This is a genomic window from Streptomyces sp. GL_140 (assembly GCF_057834465.1).
In genome coordinates this window covers 3634609-3651165 of the sequence record NZ_CM174404.1, presented here as the reverse complement: position 1 = coordinate 3651165, position 16557 = coordinate 3634609, and the positions used below count along the sequence as shown (strand labels likewise).

Annotated in this window: 19 protein-coding genes and 2 pseudogenes; 6 read left to right on the top strand and 15 right to left on the bottom strand. The window is 69.5% G+C overall.

Annotated elements, in window-relative coordinates; all coding sequences use genetic code 11:
- Window positions 1-19 precede the first annotated feature (19 nt).
- From AC3IYJ_RS16835 to AC3IYJ_RS16810, 6 genes are all read right to left on the bottom strand, one after another.
- On the bottom strand, window positions 20-364 hold the full coding sequence (locus AC3IYJ_RS16835) for a hypothetical protein (RefSeq protein WP_489402104.1): 345 nt from the start codon (window positions 362-364) through the stop codon (window positions 20-22).
- A 32-nt stretch (window positions 365-396) separates the two neighbouring features.
- Window positions 397-978 (bottom strand): hypothetical protein, encoded by a 582-nt coding sequence (locus AC3IYJ_RS16830; RefSeq protein WP_489402103.1) that lies wholly within the window; start codon window positions 976-978, stop codon window positions 397-399.
- A gap of 107 nt (window positions 979-1085) precedes the next feature.
- The gene (locus AC3IYJ_RS16825; protein ID WP_489402102.1) at window positions 1086-1589 is read right to left on the bottom strand and encodes a phage tail tube protein; all 504 of its coding nucleotides are present in this window, start codon (window positions 1587-1589) and stop codon (window positions 1086-1088) included.
- A gap of 384 nt (window positions 1590-1973) precedes the next feature.
- Window positions 1974-2627: a hypothetical protein gene (locus AC3IYJ_RS16820; RefSeq protein WP_489402101.1), complete on the bottom strand. Its 654-nt coding sequence runs from the start codon at window positions 2625-2627 to the stop codon at window positions 1974-1976.
- 215 nt (window positions 2628-2842) lie between these two features.
- Complete coding sequence (locus AC3IYJ_RS16815) at window positions 2843-3871, bottom strand: amidinotransferase (protein WP_489402100.1); 1029 nt, start codon at window positions 3869-3871, stop codon at window positions 2843-2845.
- Between the two features lie 147 nt (window positions 3872-4018).
- Window positions 4019-5062 (bottom strand): class I SAM-dependent methyltransferase, encoded by a 1044-nt coding sequence (locus AC3IYJ_RS16810; protein WP_489402099.1) that lies wholly within the window; start codon window positions 5060-5062, stop codon window positions 4019-4021.
- A 134-nt stretch (window positions 5063-5196) separates the two neighbouring features.
- Between AC3IYJ_RS16810 and AC3IYJ_RS16805 the strand changes: the two are divergent.
- A pseudogene (locus tag AC3IYJ_RS16805) lies at window positions 5197-5439 on the top strand (P-type ATPase actuator domain-containing protein); the annotation flags it as partial.
- 153 nt (window positions 5440-5592) lie between these two features.
- Here the strand turns inward: AC3IYJ_RS16805 and AC3IYJ_RS16800 are convergent.
- A complete protein-coding gene (locus AC3IYJ_RS16800) occupies window positions 5593-5928 on the bottom strand; it encodes an STAS domain-containing protein (RefSeq protein ID WP_489402098.1) in 336 nt (111 codons plus the stop codon).
- A 163-nt stretch (window positions 5929-6091) separates the two neighbouring features.
- Here AC3IYJ_RS16800 and AC3IYJ_RS16795 point away from each other — a divergent pair, with 163 nt between their 5' ends.
- The gene (locus AC3IYJ_RS16795) at window positions 6092-6679 is read left to right on the top strand and encodes a hypothetical protein (protein WP_489402097.1); all 588 of its coding nucleotides are present in this window, start codon (window positions 6092-6094) and stop codon (window positions 6677-6679) included.
- 394 nt (window positions 6680-7073) lie between these two features.
- Here the strand turns inward: AC3IYJ_RS16795 and AC3IYJ_RS16790 are convergent, their stop codons facing one another.
- Complete coding sequence (locus AC3IYJ_RS16790) at window positions 7074-7466, bottom strand: VOC family protein (protein WP_489402096.1); 393 nt, start codon at window positions 7464-7466, stop codon at window positions 7074-7076.
- Between the two features lie 163 nt (window positions 7467-7629).
- Between AC3IYJ_RS16790 and AC3IYJ_RS16785 the strand changes: the two genes are divergently transcribed.
- Window positions 7630-8022 (top strand): hypothetical protein, encoded by a 393-nt coding sequence (locus AC3IYJ_RS16785; protein ID WP_489402095.1) that lies wholly within the window; start codon window positions 7630-7632, stop codon window positions 8020-8022.
- 306 nt (window positions 8023-8328) lie between these two features.
- Here the strand turns inward: AC3IYJ_RS16785 and AC3IYJ_RS16780 are convergent, their stop codons facing one another.
- From AC3IYJ_RS16780 to AC3IYJ_RS16760, 5 genes are read right to left on the bottom strand one after another with little or no spacing between them, the layout of a single operon-like run.
- Window positions 8329-9312, bottom strand: a complete 984-nt coding sequence (locus AC3IYJ_RS16780; protein WP_489402094.1) for an Rv1681 family radical SAM protein — start codon at window positions 9310-9312, stop codon at window positions 8329-8331.
- Complete coding sequence (locus AC3IYJ_RS16775) at window positions 9306-10115, bottom strand: Rv1680 family SBP-like protein (protein ID WP_489402093.1); 810 nt, start codon at window positions 10113-10115, stop codon at window positions 9306-9308. The genes AC3IYJ_RS16780 and AC3IYJ_RS16775 overlap by 7 nt, the downstream gene beginning before the upstream one ends.
- Window positions 10116-10144: 29 nt before the next feature.
- Window positions 10145-11269 (bottom strand): Rv1679 family acyl-CoA dehydrogenase, encoded by a 1125-nt coding sequence (gene fadE16 / locus AC3IYJ_RS16770; RefSeq protein WP_489402092.1) that lies wholly within the window; start codon window positions 11267-11269, stop codon window positions 10145-10147.
- Window positions 11266-11667 carry an Rv1678 family membrane protein gene (locus tag AC3IYJ_RS16765; RefSeq protein WP_489402091.1) on the bottom strand — a complete coding sequence of 134 codons (402 nt, stop codon included), beginning with the start codon at window positions 11665-11667 and terminating at the stop codon, window positions 11266-11268. Before AC3IYJ_RS16765 ends, fadE16 begins: the two co-directional genes overlap by 4 nt.
- A gap of 18 nt (window positions 11668-11685) precedes the next feature.
- On the bottom strand, window positions 11686-12237 hold the full coding sequence (locus AC3IYJ_RS16760; protein WP_489402090.1) for a DoxX family membrane protein: 552 nt from the start codon (window positions 12235-12237) through the stop codon (window positions 11686-11688).
- A gap of 193 nt (window positions 12238-12430) precedes the next feature.
- On the opposite strand from AC3IYJ_RS16760, the gene AC3IYJ_RS16755 reads away from it, so the two are divergent.
- Window positions 12431-13144: a glycosyltransferase family 2 protein gene (locus AC3IYJ_RS16755; RefSeq protein WP_489402089.1), complete on the top strand. Its 714-nt coding sequence runs from the start codon at window positions 12431-12433 to the stop codon at window positions 13142-13144.
- Between the two features lie 5 nt (window positions 13145-13149).
- A complete protein-coding gene (locus tag AC3IYJ_RS16750) occupies window positions 13150-13770 on the top strand; it encodes a TIGR04282 family arsenosugar biosynthesis glycosyltransferase (protein WP_489402840.1) in 621 nt (206 codons plus the stop codon).
- A gap of 600 nt (window positions 13771-14370) precedes the next feature.
- Here the strand turns inward: AC3IYJ_RS16750 and AC3IYJ_RS16745 are convergent.
- Entirely contained in the window at window positions 14371-14643 is a 273-nt protein-coding gene (locus AC3IYJ_RS16745) for a hypothetical protein (protein WP_489402088.1), read from the bottom strand.
- A gap of 214 nt (window positions 14644-14857) precedes the next feature.
- Window positions 14858-16309, bottom strand: coding sequence for an NsdA family TPR-like regulatory protein (locus tag AC3IYJ_RS16740; RefSeq protein ID WP_489402087.1), 1452 nt, complete (start codon window positions 16307-16309; stop codon window positions 14858-14860).
- A 103-nt stretch (window positions 16310-16412) separates the two neighbouring features.
- On the opposite strand from AC3IYJ_RS16740, the pseudogene AC3IYJ_RS16735 reads away from it, so the two are divergent.
- Window positions 16413-16541, top strand: a pseudogene (locus AC3IYJ_RS16735) (helix-turn-helix domain-containing protein); the annotation flags it as partial.
- Window positions 16542-16557: the final 16 nt, after the last annotated feature.

The following is a 16557-nucleotide window of genomic DNA, read 5'->3' as shown; positions in this document are numbered from 1 at the left end:
AACGGCCCGCACGTCCAACTCAGTCCACCGTAGTGCTCCCGGCCGCACGGTCCCCGGCCTGCGCCTCGGCAGCAGCGCGGGGGATCAGCCCGATCCGTACGCCGTACCCGTCCGGCCCGTCCGGTACCTGCTGCTGCTCCGTGGCGATCAGCTCACAGCCCACGCACCGGACCGTCGTGCTCACGTACGCGTGCCGGTCACCACCCGCCTCCTCGTCCCACTCCGCGCCCCGCGTGCCGCACTGCTCGCACACGCTGCGCCGGTACGCCTCATAGGCCAGCGCCTTCGCCCGATCGCCCTCCGACCAGCGGCCGTCTCCGGCGCCGAGGAAGAACGAGTGCGAGATCCGGTACCGGTCGCACACCTCCAGCTCGGCCCGGAGCTGACCGTCAGCGATCAGCCTTTTCCCAGCTCCGTGACCGTCGACCGGTTGATCTGCTGCGCCTGCCAGGCCGCCGCGAACAGGGCGTTGGACTCCGCGATCGGCCAGCTGTCCAGGAGCTCCCGGGCGTCCTCCACGGTCAGGCCCTCCACCACCTGGCCGTCCTCATCCCGCTCGATGTGCGCGGCGGCCACCAGCGCCGGCGGGAAGCTCTCCGGGTTCCAGGCATCACCGGTCTCCGCCTGGTCCTCCGTCGGAGGGTTCTGCCGGATCAGCCCGTCGAGGACCGGACGCGGCAGAGCCCTGAACACGAGCCGATCCGACACCTCGTCGTAAGCGGCCTGCGCCGCGACCAGCTCGGCCTGCGCCGCCTCAAGTTCGGCCTGCTCACCGCCCGTCTCCGCATCAGCCATGCGCAGACGGGCCAGGTTCAGCTTCGCCTGGTCGAGACGCTTCTGCGCGGCCACGTCGTCGCACAGCTGGAGGACCTGCTCCGGGAGCTGTCGGGCGCGGAGACGGGCGAGCTTGCTGGCCCAGTGGGCGTCACGGGCAACAGCGGGCTCGGGCGGAGCGGGGGACGTGGTGGTGCCAGACATCAGAGGTGTCTCCAAGGAGAGAAGGGGAGAGGGGCCCGGCCGGGCCTGCGTCGAGCGCACGCCAACAACGGATGGGGCGCAGGGACGCGGCAGGCCCGGCCGGGAGGTCACGGGGTACCGGGCAGCGTCTTCGGGCCGGCGGGCGGCACCACGGCGTCCTGGAGCGGCTTCTCCGTGATCGAGAACGCGACCGTGAACTTGGCGGCCTCGTTGTCGACGGAGTACTGCGGGGACCGGGAGCCGATCCGCACCGGGAAGACGTCCATGGACCGGCTGCCGGGGATGTCGCCCTTGCGGAGGATCACCACCCAGCCGGTCGAGTCCTTCGTCAGGAGCTGCTCGACCTCGTCGGCGACCTTGTCCTCGTAGAACCCGAGGGAGGAGTCGTCCGCCTGATCAGTGCCGGGGATCTTCGACTCGAACGTCGAGCCCAGATCTGGAGTCTCGATCGCCTGGTTCGACAGCGACCAGCCGTCGATCGCCGCGATGGCGTTCGTCAGGTCGGTACCGGCGGTCAGCTCCGCCCGAGTAGGAAGGTTGCCAAGGTCTTTGACGGCCTTAAGCCACAGGATGCGCGTGATGCCGCGCCGCGAGTATTTCTGGATCTGCAAGGGTCTGCTGTCCGATTCCGGGACGGCAGCCGGACACGAGGGAGGCCCCGTCCCTCGACGTCTGCCGGGGAACCGACCCACCCCGAGAGGGGGGTGGGCGTCCGCGCGGGGACCTCCGCGGTGAGGAAAGAGCCAGACTCAGCCGAACTCGGCGAGCCGAAGCCACTGCACGTAGATCAACATACCGTCGTCAAGAGCCGGGGGTAGTGGCGCGCTTCGGCGCCAACGTCATGAACGCTTCATTTGTGTCGGCGACGGCTGAACGAATCTGGTTCACAAGCGGGGCGGAATCCATCCGAGGTAAACCAGGCGGCGATGGCTCCCGGGATCCTTTAGGACCCGGGAGCCATCGCCGCCTGGGTGTTGGTACGTGTTCGCATGCAACTAGAAGGAGCGGAGCCGGAGCTGAAGCTGGCAGCCGCCGAAGCGGTCGTCGGTGTCGATGTCAATCGTCACTGCGCGGTCGTTGCCCACAGGACTGGGGAAGCCAGGGGAGGGGAGGGCATTTCCGCACTGGCCGCGGTTGCCATCTGAGGAGTAATCGACGTCGATTCCCATGCCGATGGGGCTCGACAGGGCGAAGGTGAGATGGCATCCGCCCGGTCGGTTGTCGGTGTCGATCCGGATGCTCGGGCCGAAGGCCCGGGATGTCCGCTGGATCGGCATTTGGTGTGTGCCCTGGTTTCCGCACTGGGCGGCGTTCCCGCCGGGGCTGGACTGGAAGCGGTAAGTGATGGACGTGCCCGCGAAATAGTTGTCCGGGTCGTAGATACCGAAGGCGAGTCGGCAACCGCCCGGGCGCGAGTCGGTGTCGAAGCGGATCGCTTCGGTCCAGTCCCGATCGAATACCCACTGCTCCCCTGTTCTTCCACCGCACTGGCCGGCGTTGCCGTCGGCGTTGAACTGGATGCCGATCTGCGCGGGGTGGACGAGGAGCTGTGTGCCGGCCTGCGCGTGAGGCGCTGGGAGAATGGTGACCGCCGCTGCCGTTGCGACAACTGCGGAAAGCCCCATCACCTTTCGCGTGATGCGCTTCATGTGATCGATTCCTTTCGGCGTGGGGGCAAGATCCGCCCGAAGCGCAGGATTCCGGTGATGTGGACACTCCAAACCCAAACACGTAAGCAAAGACGGGCATCCCACCTGGATGGTCCAGTAGTCAGACTTCTCCCTCGGCCCCTACATCTGAGCCGTCCGCACCCGATTCAGCACCCCAAAAAATCGTGTACGCCCGCGCGTGCCGCTGCTCAACCTCACGCCGTCCATGTTCGGCGGTCCCGACGGATGTCGAGGGTGGCGCAGTGGAAGGAGCCCCCCAGGGCCTGGACGTTGCGGAAGGGGGAGGGCAGGGGTGTGAAGCCGAGCGAGGTCAGCAGGTTCTGGAGCTTCTCGTCCTGGGCTTCGACGAGGACGTGCTGGTCGTCGACGACGAGGAGGTTGATGCTCAGCCACGCGCTCGTCATGTATCGCGGCGGGGGTCCGGTGTTCGGTTCGGGCCGTGGCGCGGGTACCAGTTCCCACCCCTCCAGCGGCGTGCCGCGCATCGTGTCCGGGGTGATGCGGTCCGGGTTGTAGAGGGCGAGTCCCTCGCGCAGTGGGCACAGGGTCGCGTCGATGTGCATGGCGTGGGGATCGTCGGGCTGCAGCAGATGCACGCGGGTGTCGGGTCCGAGCCGCGCGCGCAGGTGGTCGATGCCGGAGCGGTTGGTGACGTGGCTGAGCTGGCCCACGATGGTGCTGGGTCCCAGGCGCAGGAAGTCGGCGGCGTCCCATGCGGGTCTGCCTTCACCGATCACCCATCGTGACCCGGGTTCGCGCGGTCCGGTCTCCAGGAGGTCCATGCCGAGGTCGACGTCGGCCGGCAGCCAGCGTGCGCCTGCCTGCCGCCACCGCTGGATCAGCGGCCAGTAGGCGAGCAGTTCGTGCTGGCGGCTGCGCCAGGCCATGGGGGCTTCGATGATGCGGTCGCCCATCACGAGCAGGCTGTCGCGGGGCATGGTCGCGCAGTACCCGCCGAGCCCCTCCCAGGGGACGCGCTGCGGGCGGTGGACGCGGCAGTCCATGGACTCCAGTAGTTCCGCCAGCGACTGGAGTTCCTGCTCCGCGGCTTCGGTGATCCATACCGGGAACGGGTGCCCGGGCCGGAACTCGTCCCAGTGCTCGCGCGGCATGGTGGCCTCGATCATGCGGCGGTCCTCGTCGGGGAACATCGCCCCGTACGCGGTGCCGACCACCACCTCCCGCAGAGGACTCCATTCATCGCACGCGTCCACCACCGCCACGGGCACTCCCGTCCACTCAGCCCCTTGCGAAGGACCGTACGTAGACCCCGGGTGCGGCAGGTCAGGACACGCCGCGGCGGCCGACCCTGACCGCGAAGGAAGTCGGCGTAGCACCGTACCCGCCTCCGCGGGCACACAGCGGCGTTGTCACAGGAATTGTGCTGATGGGGGCAGGGTCTGGGTGACGCGCCACAGACTGCGGGGCAGGTCGCCTTCCTCGAAGGGATGGACCTCCTCCAGGGTCCAGGCATCGGCGAGCGCGTCGACCAGGTGGCGGGGGAAGAAGTGCACGGCGAACCCGCCGCGCTCGTAGATGTCGTCGCCGCGGGCGATGCCGGTGCCGTAGTGGGCGTCGCCGGTGTGCCGGACGGTGTAGACGAACATGCCGCCCGGCCGCAGCACGCGGCGGACCTCGTTCACCAGTCTGATGATCTCCTGGGTGGACAGGGCCATGCACAGCAGCATGTGCGCGAAGACCGCGTCCACGCACTCGTCCGGGAACGGGAGGGGCCCGCGCGCATCGTGGACGGCTGTGGTGACCCGTGCGGCGACGCCCTGCTCCCGGGCGGCCTTCTCCAGTTGCTCCAGGCCGGTGGCGCTGAAGTCGGTGGCCAGGACGGTGAACCCCGCACCGGCGAAGTGGAGAGCGTCACGGCCGTGGCCGGCGCCGAGTTCCAAGATGTCCTTCGCCCCAGCCGCCCGGAAGAGCGCGGTGGCGTGGAGCGCGGGCGCTGAGGGTTGTCCGCCATACATACCGGGATGGGCGGTATAGGTGCTCTGCCAGTGGCGGCGCTGTGCGTCCGCCAGATCCTGGTCGCTGTCCTTCATGGACCCTGCTTCCCTTCGTGGTCCCGGGCGGGTTCCGGTGTCGCCGCAGGTCTGGCCGGTGGTGCGGGTCAGTGCCTGCCGCAGCTGCTCTGGGCTGGGGAGACCGCGGAAGCCGTCGGGTGTCCGGTACACCCGGCACACCAGCCCCGCCGGACGGCCGGGCTCGGCGAACGGATCGTGCCCGTCGATGAGGAAGGTCGGAGAGCCGGTGAAGCCGGTCCTCTCCGCCTGATCCTGGTCGGTGATCACACGCGTGGTGGCCTCGACGCCGTCCAGGCCGAGTCCGGCGAGCACCTGGCGCATGAGGACTATGGCGGGCCCGGCGTGGGGGCAGTCCGGTACGACCAAGACCTCGACGTTCATGTCTCCAGGATCCCGCACATCGGACCCTCCGGGCGCCGCCTACTGCCGGGCCAGGGCTTCAACGTGTCGGCAGGGGTGCCGCGCACGCCCAAGCGCACGCGCTCGACATGGTAGCGGGCCCGGTCGAGGAGTCCGGCGACGTGATGGTCGTAGAGGGTGTACGGATAGGCGTGGATGGCCGGGGTGGTGGATGGACGAGCCCGGCCGACCAGGCCACCATCACTGGCGATCCGCTGCCGGTTGCCAGGGAGGCGGGCGACGAGGTGTTCGTCGGCACGCTGAACGGCACCGGAACCCTGCGGGTGCGGGTCGAGGGGGACCCTTCCGATTCGGTCATCGCCCGGACCGTGGCGATGGTTGCCGCGGCGTCCGAGACGAGTGATCAGCCCCGCCCGCAGCTGGCTCGATGTCGACGGGCCGTCCATGAATAGGGTCCGGCAGGGGATTTCCCCGGACAGGGAATGCGACCGAAGCGTGAGGTTGGAGTCCTGTACCTCCTGTCGGTGACCGCGGTGCCTCCGCGGCCCCGTTCAGGCCCTACGGGTGGCCGACGGCTCGAGGGTGAACGACCCGCCGGTGTGGAAGAGGTCCAGCAGCCGGGCCAGAACGGATGGGACGGCGCGCAGCCGCAGGTCGGCGCCGTGCGTCTTGGCGAGGCGGGCTGCGGCCAGCAGCGCGCCGAGTCCGGCGCAGTCGCAGAACGTCATACAGGAGAGGTCGACGGTCGTCCGCGTGTAGGTGGTGAGGGCCTGGTGGAGGGCGTCGCACAGGTCCGGGGCGGTGGCCACGTCCAGCTCCCCGGCCACTGTCACTTCGCAGACGCCGGGCCCGCGGCGGCGGACCTCGACGTGGAACGCGTCGGACACGGGCGCCCCCTCACTGTGATGGTGCGCCTTTGCTTCAAGGAAACCGCGGGGAGTGGCGCGATGTCCACCATGGCGGCCGAGCGACCTGTGGGCCGGGGCGGGTGTCGTCGGGCGGTCATACGGGTACCACCCACGCGGCGCCGGCAGTGAAGGAGGCGGGCTCATGGCTCATATGGTGACGGAAGCCGAGCGGGCGGCCCAGCGCCGCGTCGTCGGTGTCGTGCGGATCTCCGGTGTGCTGTCACGCGGCGGCCTCGCAGTGTGGCGCGAGTACGACGCCGGGGAGTCGAAGACCTCCGCGGCGGAGCTGTCGCAGGACCTGGACCTGCTGGGCGTGGAGTACGAGACCGTGATCGCCTTTCAGCCACCGCGCCCCGGTGAAGTCAGCCGCCGCAAGGGCCACGAAGTACGGGTCCCGTTCGCCGAGCTGCGCAAGCTGGTGCGCTGGGTGCCCTCCCTCCAGCAGCCGATCGACGAGCTGCCCGCCGAGACGCCGGGCTTCACCTTCACCTACTTCGAACCCGCGGTGTCGGGGATGGCTCTGATGGTGCTGTCTTCCCTCGCCGCCGGATGGTCGGCCTGGACGGCCCGGCAGGCCGATGCGATGGGCCTGCTGTGCGCGCGGTGCGGCTTCGACCTCCGCACACGCGGCACCGGCCATCGCCTCGCGTACAACATCCCCGACCGGCCGGAGAGCATGCGTCTGCTGTGCGGGACCTGCTGCGGCGACGGGCTGGGAGACCTGGAGTGACTCGCCGGGATCGGGAGGCCGACCTGAGCGGCCACATCCGGCCGCGGCAACGCTCGCGCCGGAGTCGCCTTGCCTGCCGAACGACAGGGGACTCCATCGACTCCGCCCCTGACGGACGGCCGTCCTCATGTGGAGCGACGTACTCGTACGTAGGCAGCGCATCGCGTGGCGAGGGGAACTCACCATGCGGTGAGGAGGCCGAGGTAGGGGAAGGTGAGCAGCAAGTCGGTGCAGGGGCCACTCTTTCTCGGATCATGTTCGCCGTGTCGGCGACGGATGAACTCGGCCGACGCCGACACGCCGAGCCGGATCCAGATTGCGAGTGTCGCGAGGGAAACGGTGCCGAGGCGTAGGCGCGTAGAAAGATTGGTGTCTGTCGTGCCTGCGGCTGCCTCTACTTGTATTCGACTGCTTCGGCGAGTTCGAAGATGACGCCGTGGGGGTCGAAGACAAGGGATACCTTCTGGCCCCACGGCCGGACGGTCGGCGCCTTGGCGCTGGTGGCACCGGCCTTGATGGCCTTGTGGTAGGCCGCTTCGGCATCATCGACCTCCAGGCCGATGCGGAAGCCGTTGGGCTGGCCCGGGGCCGTGAAGTCCTCGATCTTGCTCCAGTGCTCGATGCTCAGGAGCACCCCGGTCTCCAACGAGCCTGTCGCACCATCGCTCAGCACGGTAAAGGTGCCGTCCGGGTCCGAGAACGCCTCGCCCAGTCCGAAGGCTTCCTTGTAGAACTTCACCGCCGCGCCGACATCGTCAACCATGATCGTCGTACCTGCGTATCGCATGCGCGTCCTCACTCGGGGAGTGTTTGCTCTCAGCTGATGCCATCAAAACCTCTAGCGGCTGTGAGGGGTGCGCGACACTCCGCGCGATTGCGGCGGGGACCAGGCGCGGCGCGTCCGGCGCGTGAGCGGCTCCGAGTGCCGCCGTACGTGGGATTGTGGCGGGATGTTCGAGACGACCAGCACGCTGCCCGGGCAGATGCGACTGATCTGGATTGGTGACGCCCAGGACGGGAGCGGGCGCCGCCAGATCTTCGCTGACACCGTCAGCCGCTGCACCTGGACCAGTCCCGCCACCTGGGACACCTCCGGCCACCTCCTCGTGCGCAGCACCCTGGGCCAAGAAGCCCAAGCCGACCGGCCTCTCATCTCCGGGGTCATCTCCCGGGACACGGACGGCAGCGAAACCCTGCGCAGCGTCAGCGGCCACACCGTCCACCTCGATGGTGCCGGCGGTGTACGCGTCGACACCCCCGACGGGATGCGTGACGTCCCCCTCGTCGGCGTGTTCTTCATCCACGACCCCGAAGGCACCGCCAGCCACCGCACCGCCCCCTGACTGACCCGCCCAGCACAGTCGCTGTGGCCAGATGAGCGGCTCCCGAGGGTGTGCGTCTCGCGAAGTCGCGGGCCGTGCAGGGATCGCGTACGAGGTCGCGCCGTAGAGCGGGTTGGGGGATGCCGGATCTCAGCAGTCGAGCGACCCGGTCATTCACCCTGTGGGATGAATCCCGGGCAAAGCGGGGCCCCCGGGCGGAAGGCGCCGGAGATGCCCGGGGAGTCGGGCACGGATACGGCGGTGGTTACTCCGCTTCGGAGCTTGTCCCGCAGCGACCTCGGACCCGTGCCTGCGCAGACGATCTGTTCATGCGCAGGGGAAGGTGCGGGCGGCGGAGTCCGCCGTGTTGCGGTAGGTGCGGTATTGATCTCGTACGAGGGCGATGGCGGTTTTGAGGGGGAAGATGTCGTGGGTGACGAGTTGTTCGTCGTTGTCGGCTCCGACGGGGTGCCAGTAGACGCCGTCGGCGGTGATGGTGACCTCGGGGATCAGGGTTTCCACGGTGAGTTCCAGGCCCTCGTCGGCGGCGCCCTGGTGGGCGAGGGGGCGGACGACTTGGTTGTCGCGGTCGATGCCGAGTGCGTCGAGGAAGGATCTGAGCTCAGTCTCCTCGGACCGGTCGTCGGTGGTGAGGGTGGCGGCCACCCGTACGGTGAAGCCCTCGCCGAGGGCGGTGCGGATGCCGGCGACGGCTTTGGTCCAGGTGCCTTTGCCGCGGTGGGAGTCGTGCAGGGCGGGGGTGGCGGAGTCGAGGCTGATCTGGAGGGTGAGCCGGTCGCGGGGCATGGCCTGGAGGATCTGGAGGCGGCGTCCGCGGAAGAGCATGCCGTTGGTGAGGAGGGTGGTGGGCAGTGCGGCGGTGCAGGCGGTGACGATCTCGTCGAGGTCCGGCAGGATGAAGGGTTCGCCGCCGGTGAGGAGGATTTCGGTGACTCCGGCGGCCGGGGCGGCCTTCGCGATCGCCTTCACCCGGTCCACGCCCAGGGCCCGCCGGTCGGCCCGGGGTGAGGAGCGGGCGCAGCAGTAGTCGCAGGCGAGGTTGCAGTCGAAGTTGGTGTAGAGCCACAGGCGGGCTCCGGGGCGGCGGGCCGGGGGCAGGATGGCGATCGGGTCGGGTGGGCGGCCCCTGCGGACGGTGATGGTGGTTTCGTCGGCGGTGATGAGGGTGTTGCCGGTGCGTTCGCACCAGGTGGCGGCGACTGCCACCTGGTCGGGTGTGGTGATGGGGAGCGTGACGGTGTCGCCTTCCGCTGTGGCGGAGAGCTTCTCGACCAGGTCGAGGATCACCATCGCGATGCGATCTCCTGTTCTTTGACCGCCTGGAAGAGGTCGGTGTAGCCGTCGAGTTGGGGGCGTACCCAGCGGTGGAGGCCTTCCAGTTCCAGGATCCTGCGGTGCTCGGGATCGTTCCAGTCCATGGCCAGCAGGTGGGAGGTCCAGGCCTCGGCCCGTCCGGCGTCGAGGGTGTCGAGTGCGGTGAAGTTGCAATGACAGTAGGCGGGGCTGGTCCAGAACGCTTCCAGGGCGCCCGGCATCAGCTCGTCCCGCCCGATGGAATCCCAGGTGGTGATGCCGATCGCGGCGGCATCCGCGTCACCGTCGAGGACGGCCCGGATGGCGTCGAGTTCACTGCGTCCGGTGTCGCCGTGTTTCCCGAGGTCGGAATCGATGCGCAGGAGCTCCACGTCCCCCTCGGCGATGCCTTCGCGTCGCAGGTAGTGCAGGGGCAGGATCGCCGCCTGGGCGGAGTCGCGGCTGCCCAGGGCGAGGGTTTGGCCTTTGAGGTCGCCGGGGCCGCGCAGCCCGGCCCCGGCCCGGCAGACGAGGTAGCTGCGGAAGGCGAGGTCGGTGTCACGCATGGCCAGCGCGCGGGCGTGGCCGTCGGTCTGCAGGACGGTCCGTACCCAGGCCAGGTTGGTGTTCCACGCGATGTCGATGCTTCCGGCGAGCAGTGCGTCGACCTGACGGCCGTAGTTGGAGAACAGCACGAAGTCCATGCCGGCCGGGGCCGCGCGGTAGTAGTCGCGGATGCCTTCCCAGATGGGAACGACGTTGGGGGTGTAGGCCACCGCTCCTACCACCAGCGGTTCCATGGCGGTCTCCTCACTGGTTCAGCAGTGGTTCAGCCGAATACCGGCTGGCCGGTGATGGCCTTTCCGTAGAAGTCGTACAGGACGTCCGCGGTGGGGGCCATGACGTGGCCGGCGCGGGCGTCACGGAAGTGTCGTTCGATGGCCAGGTGCTGGGAGAACGCGGCGCCGCCGCACACCCGCATGGCGTCGTCGGTGACGGTCAGGGCGGTGTCGTTGGCCAGTGCCTTGACGCCCAGGACGTAGAGCGGGGTCTGCTCGTCGGGTGCGGCGATGCTGGCCGCCGCGGCGTTCAGGTAGGCGTTCGCGGCTTCCAGCTGGAGCGACATGCGGGCCAGGCGGGCACGGATGGTGGGCAGCTCGGCGAGGGTCTGGCCGGTGTGCTGGAGCCTCGCGCCGCTGGTGTGGTGGACGGCCGCGTTCAGGGCGGCCCGCGCCATGCCCAGGGAGACCGCGGCGTTGCCCAGATTGAACCAGGGCATGACCGTCTCCGTCATCAGGGCGAGCCCGGCGCCGGGCTCGCCGAGGCGCGCGGTGTCAGGGACTGTCATGTCGAACCGCATCGGCGCTGAGGCGTTGCCGCGTAGGCCCAGGCCGTGGAACGAACCGGTGACCGCCACGCCCGGGGCGCCCGCTTCGATGGCGTACAAGTCGACGGTTCCCGCCTCGTCGGCCGACAGCACCGACGCGATGTACACCTGCGCGTGCCCGGCGGAGGTCACCCAGCTCTTGTCGGCGGTGAACCGGGCCTCCTGGCCGCCGTTGCGCTTGGCCTGGGAGATCGGCGCCCAGAAGTGCGAGCGGGAGCCGGGCTCGCTGAACGCCAGCGTGGCCAACACCCCGCCCGTGGCCAGGTCGCGCGGCAGTTCGGGCAGTCCGGGCGGAGGTGCCGCCAGTACCGTCATGGCACCACTGACATGCATCAGGTAGACCATGGCCGTCGATCCGCAGACGCCCGCCAGCTCGGCCGTGACCTGGGCGAACTCCGCAGGGCCGGCTCCCAGCCCGCCCTCCTGCTCGGGCAGGGTCAGACCCAGCAGGCCGGACGTGCCGAGCGCCTCAACGGCTTCCGTGGGGAACCGGGCGTCGGAGTCGACGGCCGACGCGTGCTCCGAGGCGGTGGCAAGGACGGGCTGCAACAGACCGTCGACGTTCATACGCGATCGCCCCTTCCAGCGGGCAGGTGCGGGGTGGCGCGGCTGGCAGGCGCCTCCGTGAGGCCGAGGGCGAGCAGGCCCACGGCGAAACCGAGCATCAGGGCCACGGTGGAACCGTCGCCCCCGAGCAGGTTCGCACCGGTCCAGGAGATCTGCACCAGCACCAGGGCAGCGGCCGCCAGGAAACCCGCCCCGGCCAGGACAATCAGCGACCGCACCCCCGAGAGCCCGGCCGACACGGCCACGGCGGCCAGGAGGAGCAGCACCAGTACCCCCGTCCCGCCCAGGGCAACGAGCCCCCAGGGCGGGCCATCGGCGATGGCCAGGACACTGCTCGCCGCTGCGCCCACGCCCAGGCCGGCGGCCGTCCCTCCGATCGCGGAGCGCGCAGTCCGCATGGCAACCTCTTCCCTCGTTCAGGATGCCGTGAGCAGCAGCCGCGACAGTTTTCCGCCGCGCTGGCGCCACACGGGACGCAGGGCGCCGTCCACGCCGTATGCGCGTCCGGCCGCGGTGGCCAGCAGCGCCAGGTGGGCGACGTACATGAGGAAGTACGACCAGAACCATTCATTCGGGGTGTTCAGCACGGAGAACGTGATGGCGGTCGTCTGGACCAGACCGACCAGCGCCCAGAAGCGGGTGGCCAGGCCCACCAGCAGGAACGCGCCCAGGCAGGCCTCGATCGCGAAGGCGCCCCAGGCGAACACCGCGAAATTCGGAATGATCACATGCTCGACCAGCCACGCCCACGGGGCGAAAACCTCGTGGTCGACCCCTTTGAGGGTCCACGCGTACAGATCTTGCGGAGGGGAGGAATTGTTCCCGAAGCCCGGCGGGTGCTTCCACGTAAGGTTCTGGATCCACAGCAGAGCGACCGCGACCCGGCATACAGCCAGCAGCACGCGCGAGAGGCGGGACGAGCCCAGTGGCTCCGGCCCCGGCGGTGAGGACCTGTTCGTGACGGCCATGCGCAACGACCTCTGATCTTGCTCCACGAAGTCAAGGAATCATCTGCCGTACATCCATCCACTCACGCCGGCACGAGCACGGCAAGCCGCAAGATATTACACACCTCGAACAGTACGAGTTTGACCAGCTCGGAGCCGCGGAGGGCATGGCGCCTACGCACCCCATGTCGGGTTCGGTGCGTACGGTGAGGACGTGACCGACTCGAACCCAGCGGCGGTGGACGTCGTGCTGCCCTGCCTGGACGAAGCCCGCGCCCTGCCCTGGGTGCTGGAGCGCATCCCGCCCACCTGGCGCGCCATCGTCGTCGACAACGGCTCCCGTGACGGCTCTGCTGCCATCGCCTCCGCGCTCGGCGCTATCGTCGTACACGAGCCGGAGCGAGGGTTCGGCGCCGCCTGCCACGCGGGGCTGCTCGCGGCGCAGGCGGAGTTCGTCTGCTTCTGCGACTGCGACGCCTCACTGGACCCCGCACTGCTACCCGCCCTCGTGCAAGCTGTGTCGGACGGAGGGGCGGACCTGGTGCTGGGGCGCCGCCGTCCGCAGGGGCATCGGGCGTGGCCTGTTCACGCGCGGGCCGCGAACCTGGTCCTTTCCCGGATGCTGCGCCGGCGTACCGGGCTGCGGCTGCACGATCTGGGGCCGATGCGCGCCGCCCGTCGTGAGCTGCTGCTCGGCCTGGGCCTCACCGACCGGCGCAGCGGCTATCCGCTCCAGATGGTCGTACGCGCGGCCGACGCGGGCTGGCGGGTCAGTGAGGTCGATGTCCCGTATCGGCCGCGGGCCGGGAAGTCGAAGGTCACCGGGACCTGGCGGGGTACCTGGCACGCGGTGCACGACATGCGCGCGGTGCTCTCGCAGCCCGCGCTGACCGTCCCGGCACCTGGCGGAGCGGGTGGTGCGCGGTGACCACGATGCTCATCCTGGCCAAGGAACCGGTACCCGGGCGGGTCAAGACCCGACTCACCCCGCGATACACGCCCCAGCAGGCGGCGGTCTTGGCCCAGGCGATGCTCACCGACTCCCTCGAAGCCATGCTCGCGGCACCCGTGCGGAGGCGTCTGCTGGTCCTGGAAGGCAGGTCGGGCCCCTGGCTGCCGCCCGGCATCGAGGTGGTGCCACAGGGCCAGGGCCGACTGGACGAACGGCTGGCCGCCGCCTTCGGACTCTGCACCGGTCCGGCCGTGCTCATCGGCATGGACACCCCGCAGGTCACCCCCGCCATCCTCGCCCCCGCGCTCGCCGAGAACGCATGGCAGGGCTGCGACGCGTGGTTCGGCCCAGCGATGGACGGCGGCTTCTGGGCGCTGGGCCTCGCCGAACCCGATCCGGCACTGCTGCGCGGGGTGCCGATGGACGTCCCCGACACCGGCGCCCTGCAATGCCGACGGCTCACCGAGGCCGGTCTGACCGTGCGCGATCTATGCGTACTGCGGGATGTCGACACCGCCGCCGACGCACAGGCGGTGGCCGCGGAAGCGCCACACACCCACTTCGCCGCGGCCATGAGACGGCTGGCGCGGGATGCGCGGTGATGCTGGGCCGGTGATCGGAGCGCGTACCGTCCGTACTTCTGGCCGGGATGGACTCTGCGACGCGCCGCTTGAACCACCATCTGCGGAAAGTGCGACCCCGGCTTGGCGGCCGGACTTTGCTGGACCAGAACGCTCCGACGACCTGGCCAGAACCCTCGCGGACCAGGTGCGATATGTCAGCTGCTTGCCGTCGGCGGCGTCAACGTGCTTGAAACGCGTGCTGCTCACCTGCCGCACCGTAGCCCCCAGCCGCCTACCCCTGAAGCCCTCGCGCCGGGCACCCGTGCCACCGAATGGGGGCCGCCTTGATCCCTTTCGGGGGAACCTGCCGGACATTATCAAGCTGTACGGGCAGATGTGCCGAGACTGGGAATGAAGGGATCGTGCGGCGCTGGGCACACTAGTGCGTCAACCAGTGGATGACCCGATACGCCGGGTCGCCCTGCTCAGCGGCATGAGCGGGGCGGCCCGGTTCCGCCTTGGCCCAGACGGGCTTCCTGACGAGTACCCGTCATGTCCACGGTCGCGGCTGGAAACCGGTGTGGTGCCGTGTTTGGGGGACGGCACCACACCACCACCGGTACGACGCCCGGCTCCGCTCTACGCTCCGGTGCGATCGGGGTCGTGGACGAAGAAGACTCCGACCAGGGGTACGTCCCTCATTCCGTCCGGGGTGTCAATGCGAGTACCACCGGCGCCGTCCAGGTGCATGTGACCGCAGATGGTGCGTAGCCTCTCCCGGCCGTGGTCGAAGACCACACCCTTCGCCAGCGGCTCGGCGCCGTCGGCCCAATGACCAGCCGCGTCGCAAACCAGCTGCCGCTCGGAGCCGTCGCCGGGATCCGGGTGCGTCCAGATGCGCGTGCTGACCATGTCGTGGAACACGTGCCGCCGCCCGCTACAGTCTTCCGCGTCACCAATCTCAGACTAGGCGCATCCGCCCGGACAGGGCACCGTGCAGGCCAAATGGCCCCACCTCGGCCGCACTGCGCGCTCAGCTGCATGGCACCACCCTTCATCCTCACCGCGGACCTGGTCAGAGCAGGTGCCGCGTGATAGTGAAGCGCCCGGTCGTGACGCTCGGCGTTCAAAGGAGCGTGGCCACCTGGTCGTGGTAATCACGGGCCGCTGCCGTGTCGCGGTACGGGCCGAGGCGGCGTTCGAAGGCGTGGACATAGTCCACAGCCCGTGCGGACCGCATCTCGGCCGCCTGCCGGGCAGCCGTCGCGCCCAGAGCGCAGGCCTGCTCCAGATCTCCCAGGCCCAGGCGGGCGGTGGCGAGAACCAACCGTGACAGGAGGCGGCTTCGTGCGTATCCCGGGGCCCGTAGTCGCAGGGAACGTTCCGCCTGCTGGACGCAGGCCCGGTACTGGTGCAGATCTCGGTGGCAGTGCGCGAACTCTCCTGCGAGCTGACCCTCGTCGTAGAAGCGGGCCCAGTACGGTACTTCGTCCCCTGGCCGCACCGCACTCAGCGCCCGTTCCGCCCGCACCATCGACGCCGCGCAAGCCCGGGCATCGCCGCAGGCAGCATGCCCGCGGGCCTCGGCCGAATGCCACATGGCCTGCACAACAGGCTGCGCGCCGGCGCCGGCACCGACGCCCTGCTGGGCTACACGGGCCAGCTGCACCGCCTCGCGGCCGTGACCAAGGTACGTAGCCTGACTGCTCATCGTCACCAGGACGTAGCAGCCGTATACCCGGTCACCGGCCGCCTGCGCGAAACGCAGCGCCTGGACGAAGTACCTTTGTGCGAGGCCATGGGCGGCCGTGTCGTAAGCAGTCCAGCCCGCCAGACGAGTCAGATCGGCCACGGCGCCGAACAGCCGCCTGCCCGTCACCTCACCGTAGGTGCCGCGCAGCAGCGGCTCGGCCTCATGGGCCAGATAACTCACCAGCGCCTGCCGCGCGTGCCCACCTCCATAGGCCTGGTCGAGTGCATGGAAGAGGTCACCGGCCGAGCGCAGCGCCGTGACGTCCCCGCCCATGACCCTCGGCCACGCTGCGCGGCCGGAATGCTGCTGAACGGGGACGGAAGGCTTCCCCTGGGCGGGAACCTGGAGTCCTGCGGGCCGGGCCGGGTCTCCGCGGCCCACGGGCTCGTTGGCCCGGCCGATCAGCCAGTCCCGGCTGGGCACCACCAGCCCGGCCGGCGTGAAAGCGATCTTCGCCAGCGCGGTGTTGCCGCCCGAGTCCTTGCTCCACAATCCGCTCGCGATGTCGATGGCCTGCTCATGAGTCTCCGCGAACTCCAAGCCTGCATATACGGGAGAACACACGCCAAAGCCCAAGGCCTGGGCCGACACGCTCCGGCCCAGGCGCCGAGTGAGCACCTCCACGATCAAGGCCGGGGTGGCACCACGCGGCTGCTGCCCACGCAGCCACCTGGTGACCGAGGTCTTGTCGTACCGCAGATCCAGACCATGCTCCCGGCCAAGCTGACCGACCCGGCGAGCAAGCTCGGCGTTGGAGAATCCAGCTTCCCCGATCAGCCCCGCGAGAAGCCAGTTGACCACACGCTCCGCAGGCCCTTCCGCCATCAGCTCCGCTCCACGGTCTCCTGCCTGAGAGGACCGGAGTCCCAGCCCCTGTGAACGGTGCGAATGTAGCGGCCGACACCCTCTCAATGCACCCATTGCCCGGGGTTCACCCCATCGTGCGAAGCATCCCCACACCGGACGCAGTTGGGGCTTCGTCCACCGCATCCTTGCCCAATCCGGGATCACCCTGCGCGGACGTGGCGGCGCCACCCGCATGCAGCCCGGCGCGTGAGCCGCCTCAGGGCACC

Coding starts and splice junctions, on each gene's coding strand:
- AC3IYJ_RS16745 (WP_489402088.1), bottom strand. CDS start 14,643: ATGGTCAGCACGCGCATCTGGACGCACCCGGATCCCGGCGACGGCTCC.
- AC3IYJ_RS16790 (WP_489402096.1), bottom strand. CDS start 7,466: ATGCGATACGCAGGTACGACGATCATGGTTGACGATGTCGGCGCGGCG.
- AC3IYJ_RS16775 (WP_489402093.1), bottom strand. CDS start 10,115: ATGGAACCGCTGGTGGTAGGAGCGGTGGCCTACACCCCCAACGTCGTT.
- AC3IYJ_RS16820 (WP_489402101.1), bottom strand. CDS start 2,627: ATGAAGCGCATCACGCGAAAGGTGATGGGGCTTTCCGCAGTTGTCGCA.
- AC3IYJ_RS16810 (WP_489402099.1), bottom strand. CDS start 5,062: ATGAACGTCGAGGTCTTGGTCGTACCGGACTGCCCCCACGCCGGGCCC.
- AC3IYJ_RS16760 (WP_489402090.1), bottom strand. CDS start 12,237: ATGGCCGTCACGAACAGGTCCTCACCGCCGGGGCCGGAGCCACTGGGC.
- AC3IYJ_RS16795 (WP_489402097.1), top strand. CDS start 6,092: ATGGCTCATATGGTGACGGAAGCCGAGCGGGCGGCCCAGCGCCGCGTC.
- AC3IYJ_RS16780 (WP_489402094.1), bottom strand. CDS start 9,312: ATGGTGATCCTCGACCTGGTCGAGAAGCTCTCCGCCACAGCGGAAGGC.
- AC3IYJ_RS16765 (WP_489402091.1), bottom strand. CDS start 11,667: ATGCGGACTGCGCGCTCCGCGATCGGAGGGACGGCCGCCGGCCTGGGC.
- AC3IYJ_RS16740 (WP_489402087.1), bottom strand. CDS start 16,309: ATGGCGGAAGGGCCTGCGGAGCGTGTGGTCAACTGGCTTCTCGCGGGG.
- AC3IYJ_RS16750 (WP_489402840.1), top strand. CDS start 13,150: ATGCTCATCCTGGCCAAGGAACCGGTACCCGGGCGGGTCAAGACCCGA.
- fadE16 (WP_489402092.1), bottom strand. CDS start 11,269: ATGAACGTCGACGGTCTGTTGCAGCCCGTCCTTGCCACCGCCTCGGAG.
- AC3IYJ_RS16785 (WP_489402095.1), top strand. CDS start 7,630: ATGTTCGAGACGACCAGCACGCTGCCCGGGCAGATGCGACTGATCTGG.
- AC3IYJ_RS16830 (WP_489402103.1), bottom strand. CDS start 978: ATGTCTGGCACCACCACGTCCCCCGCTCCGCCCGAGCCCGCTGTTGCC.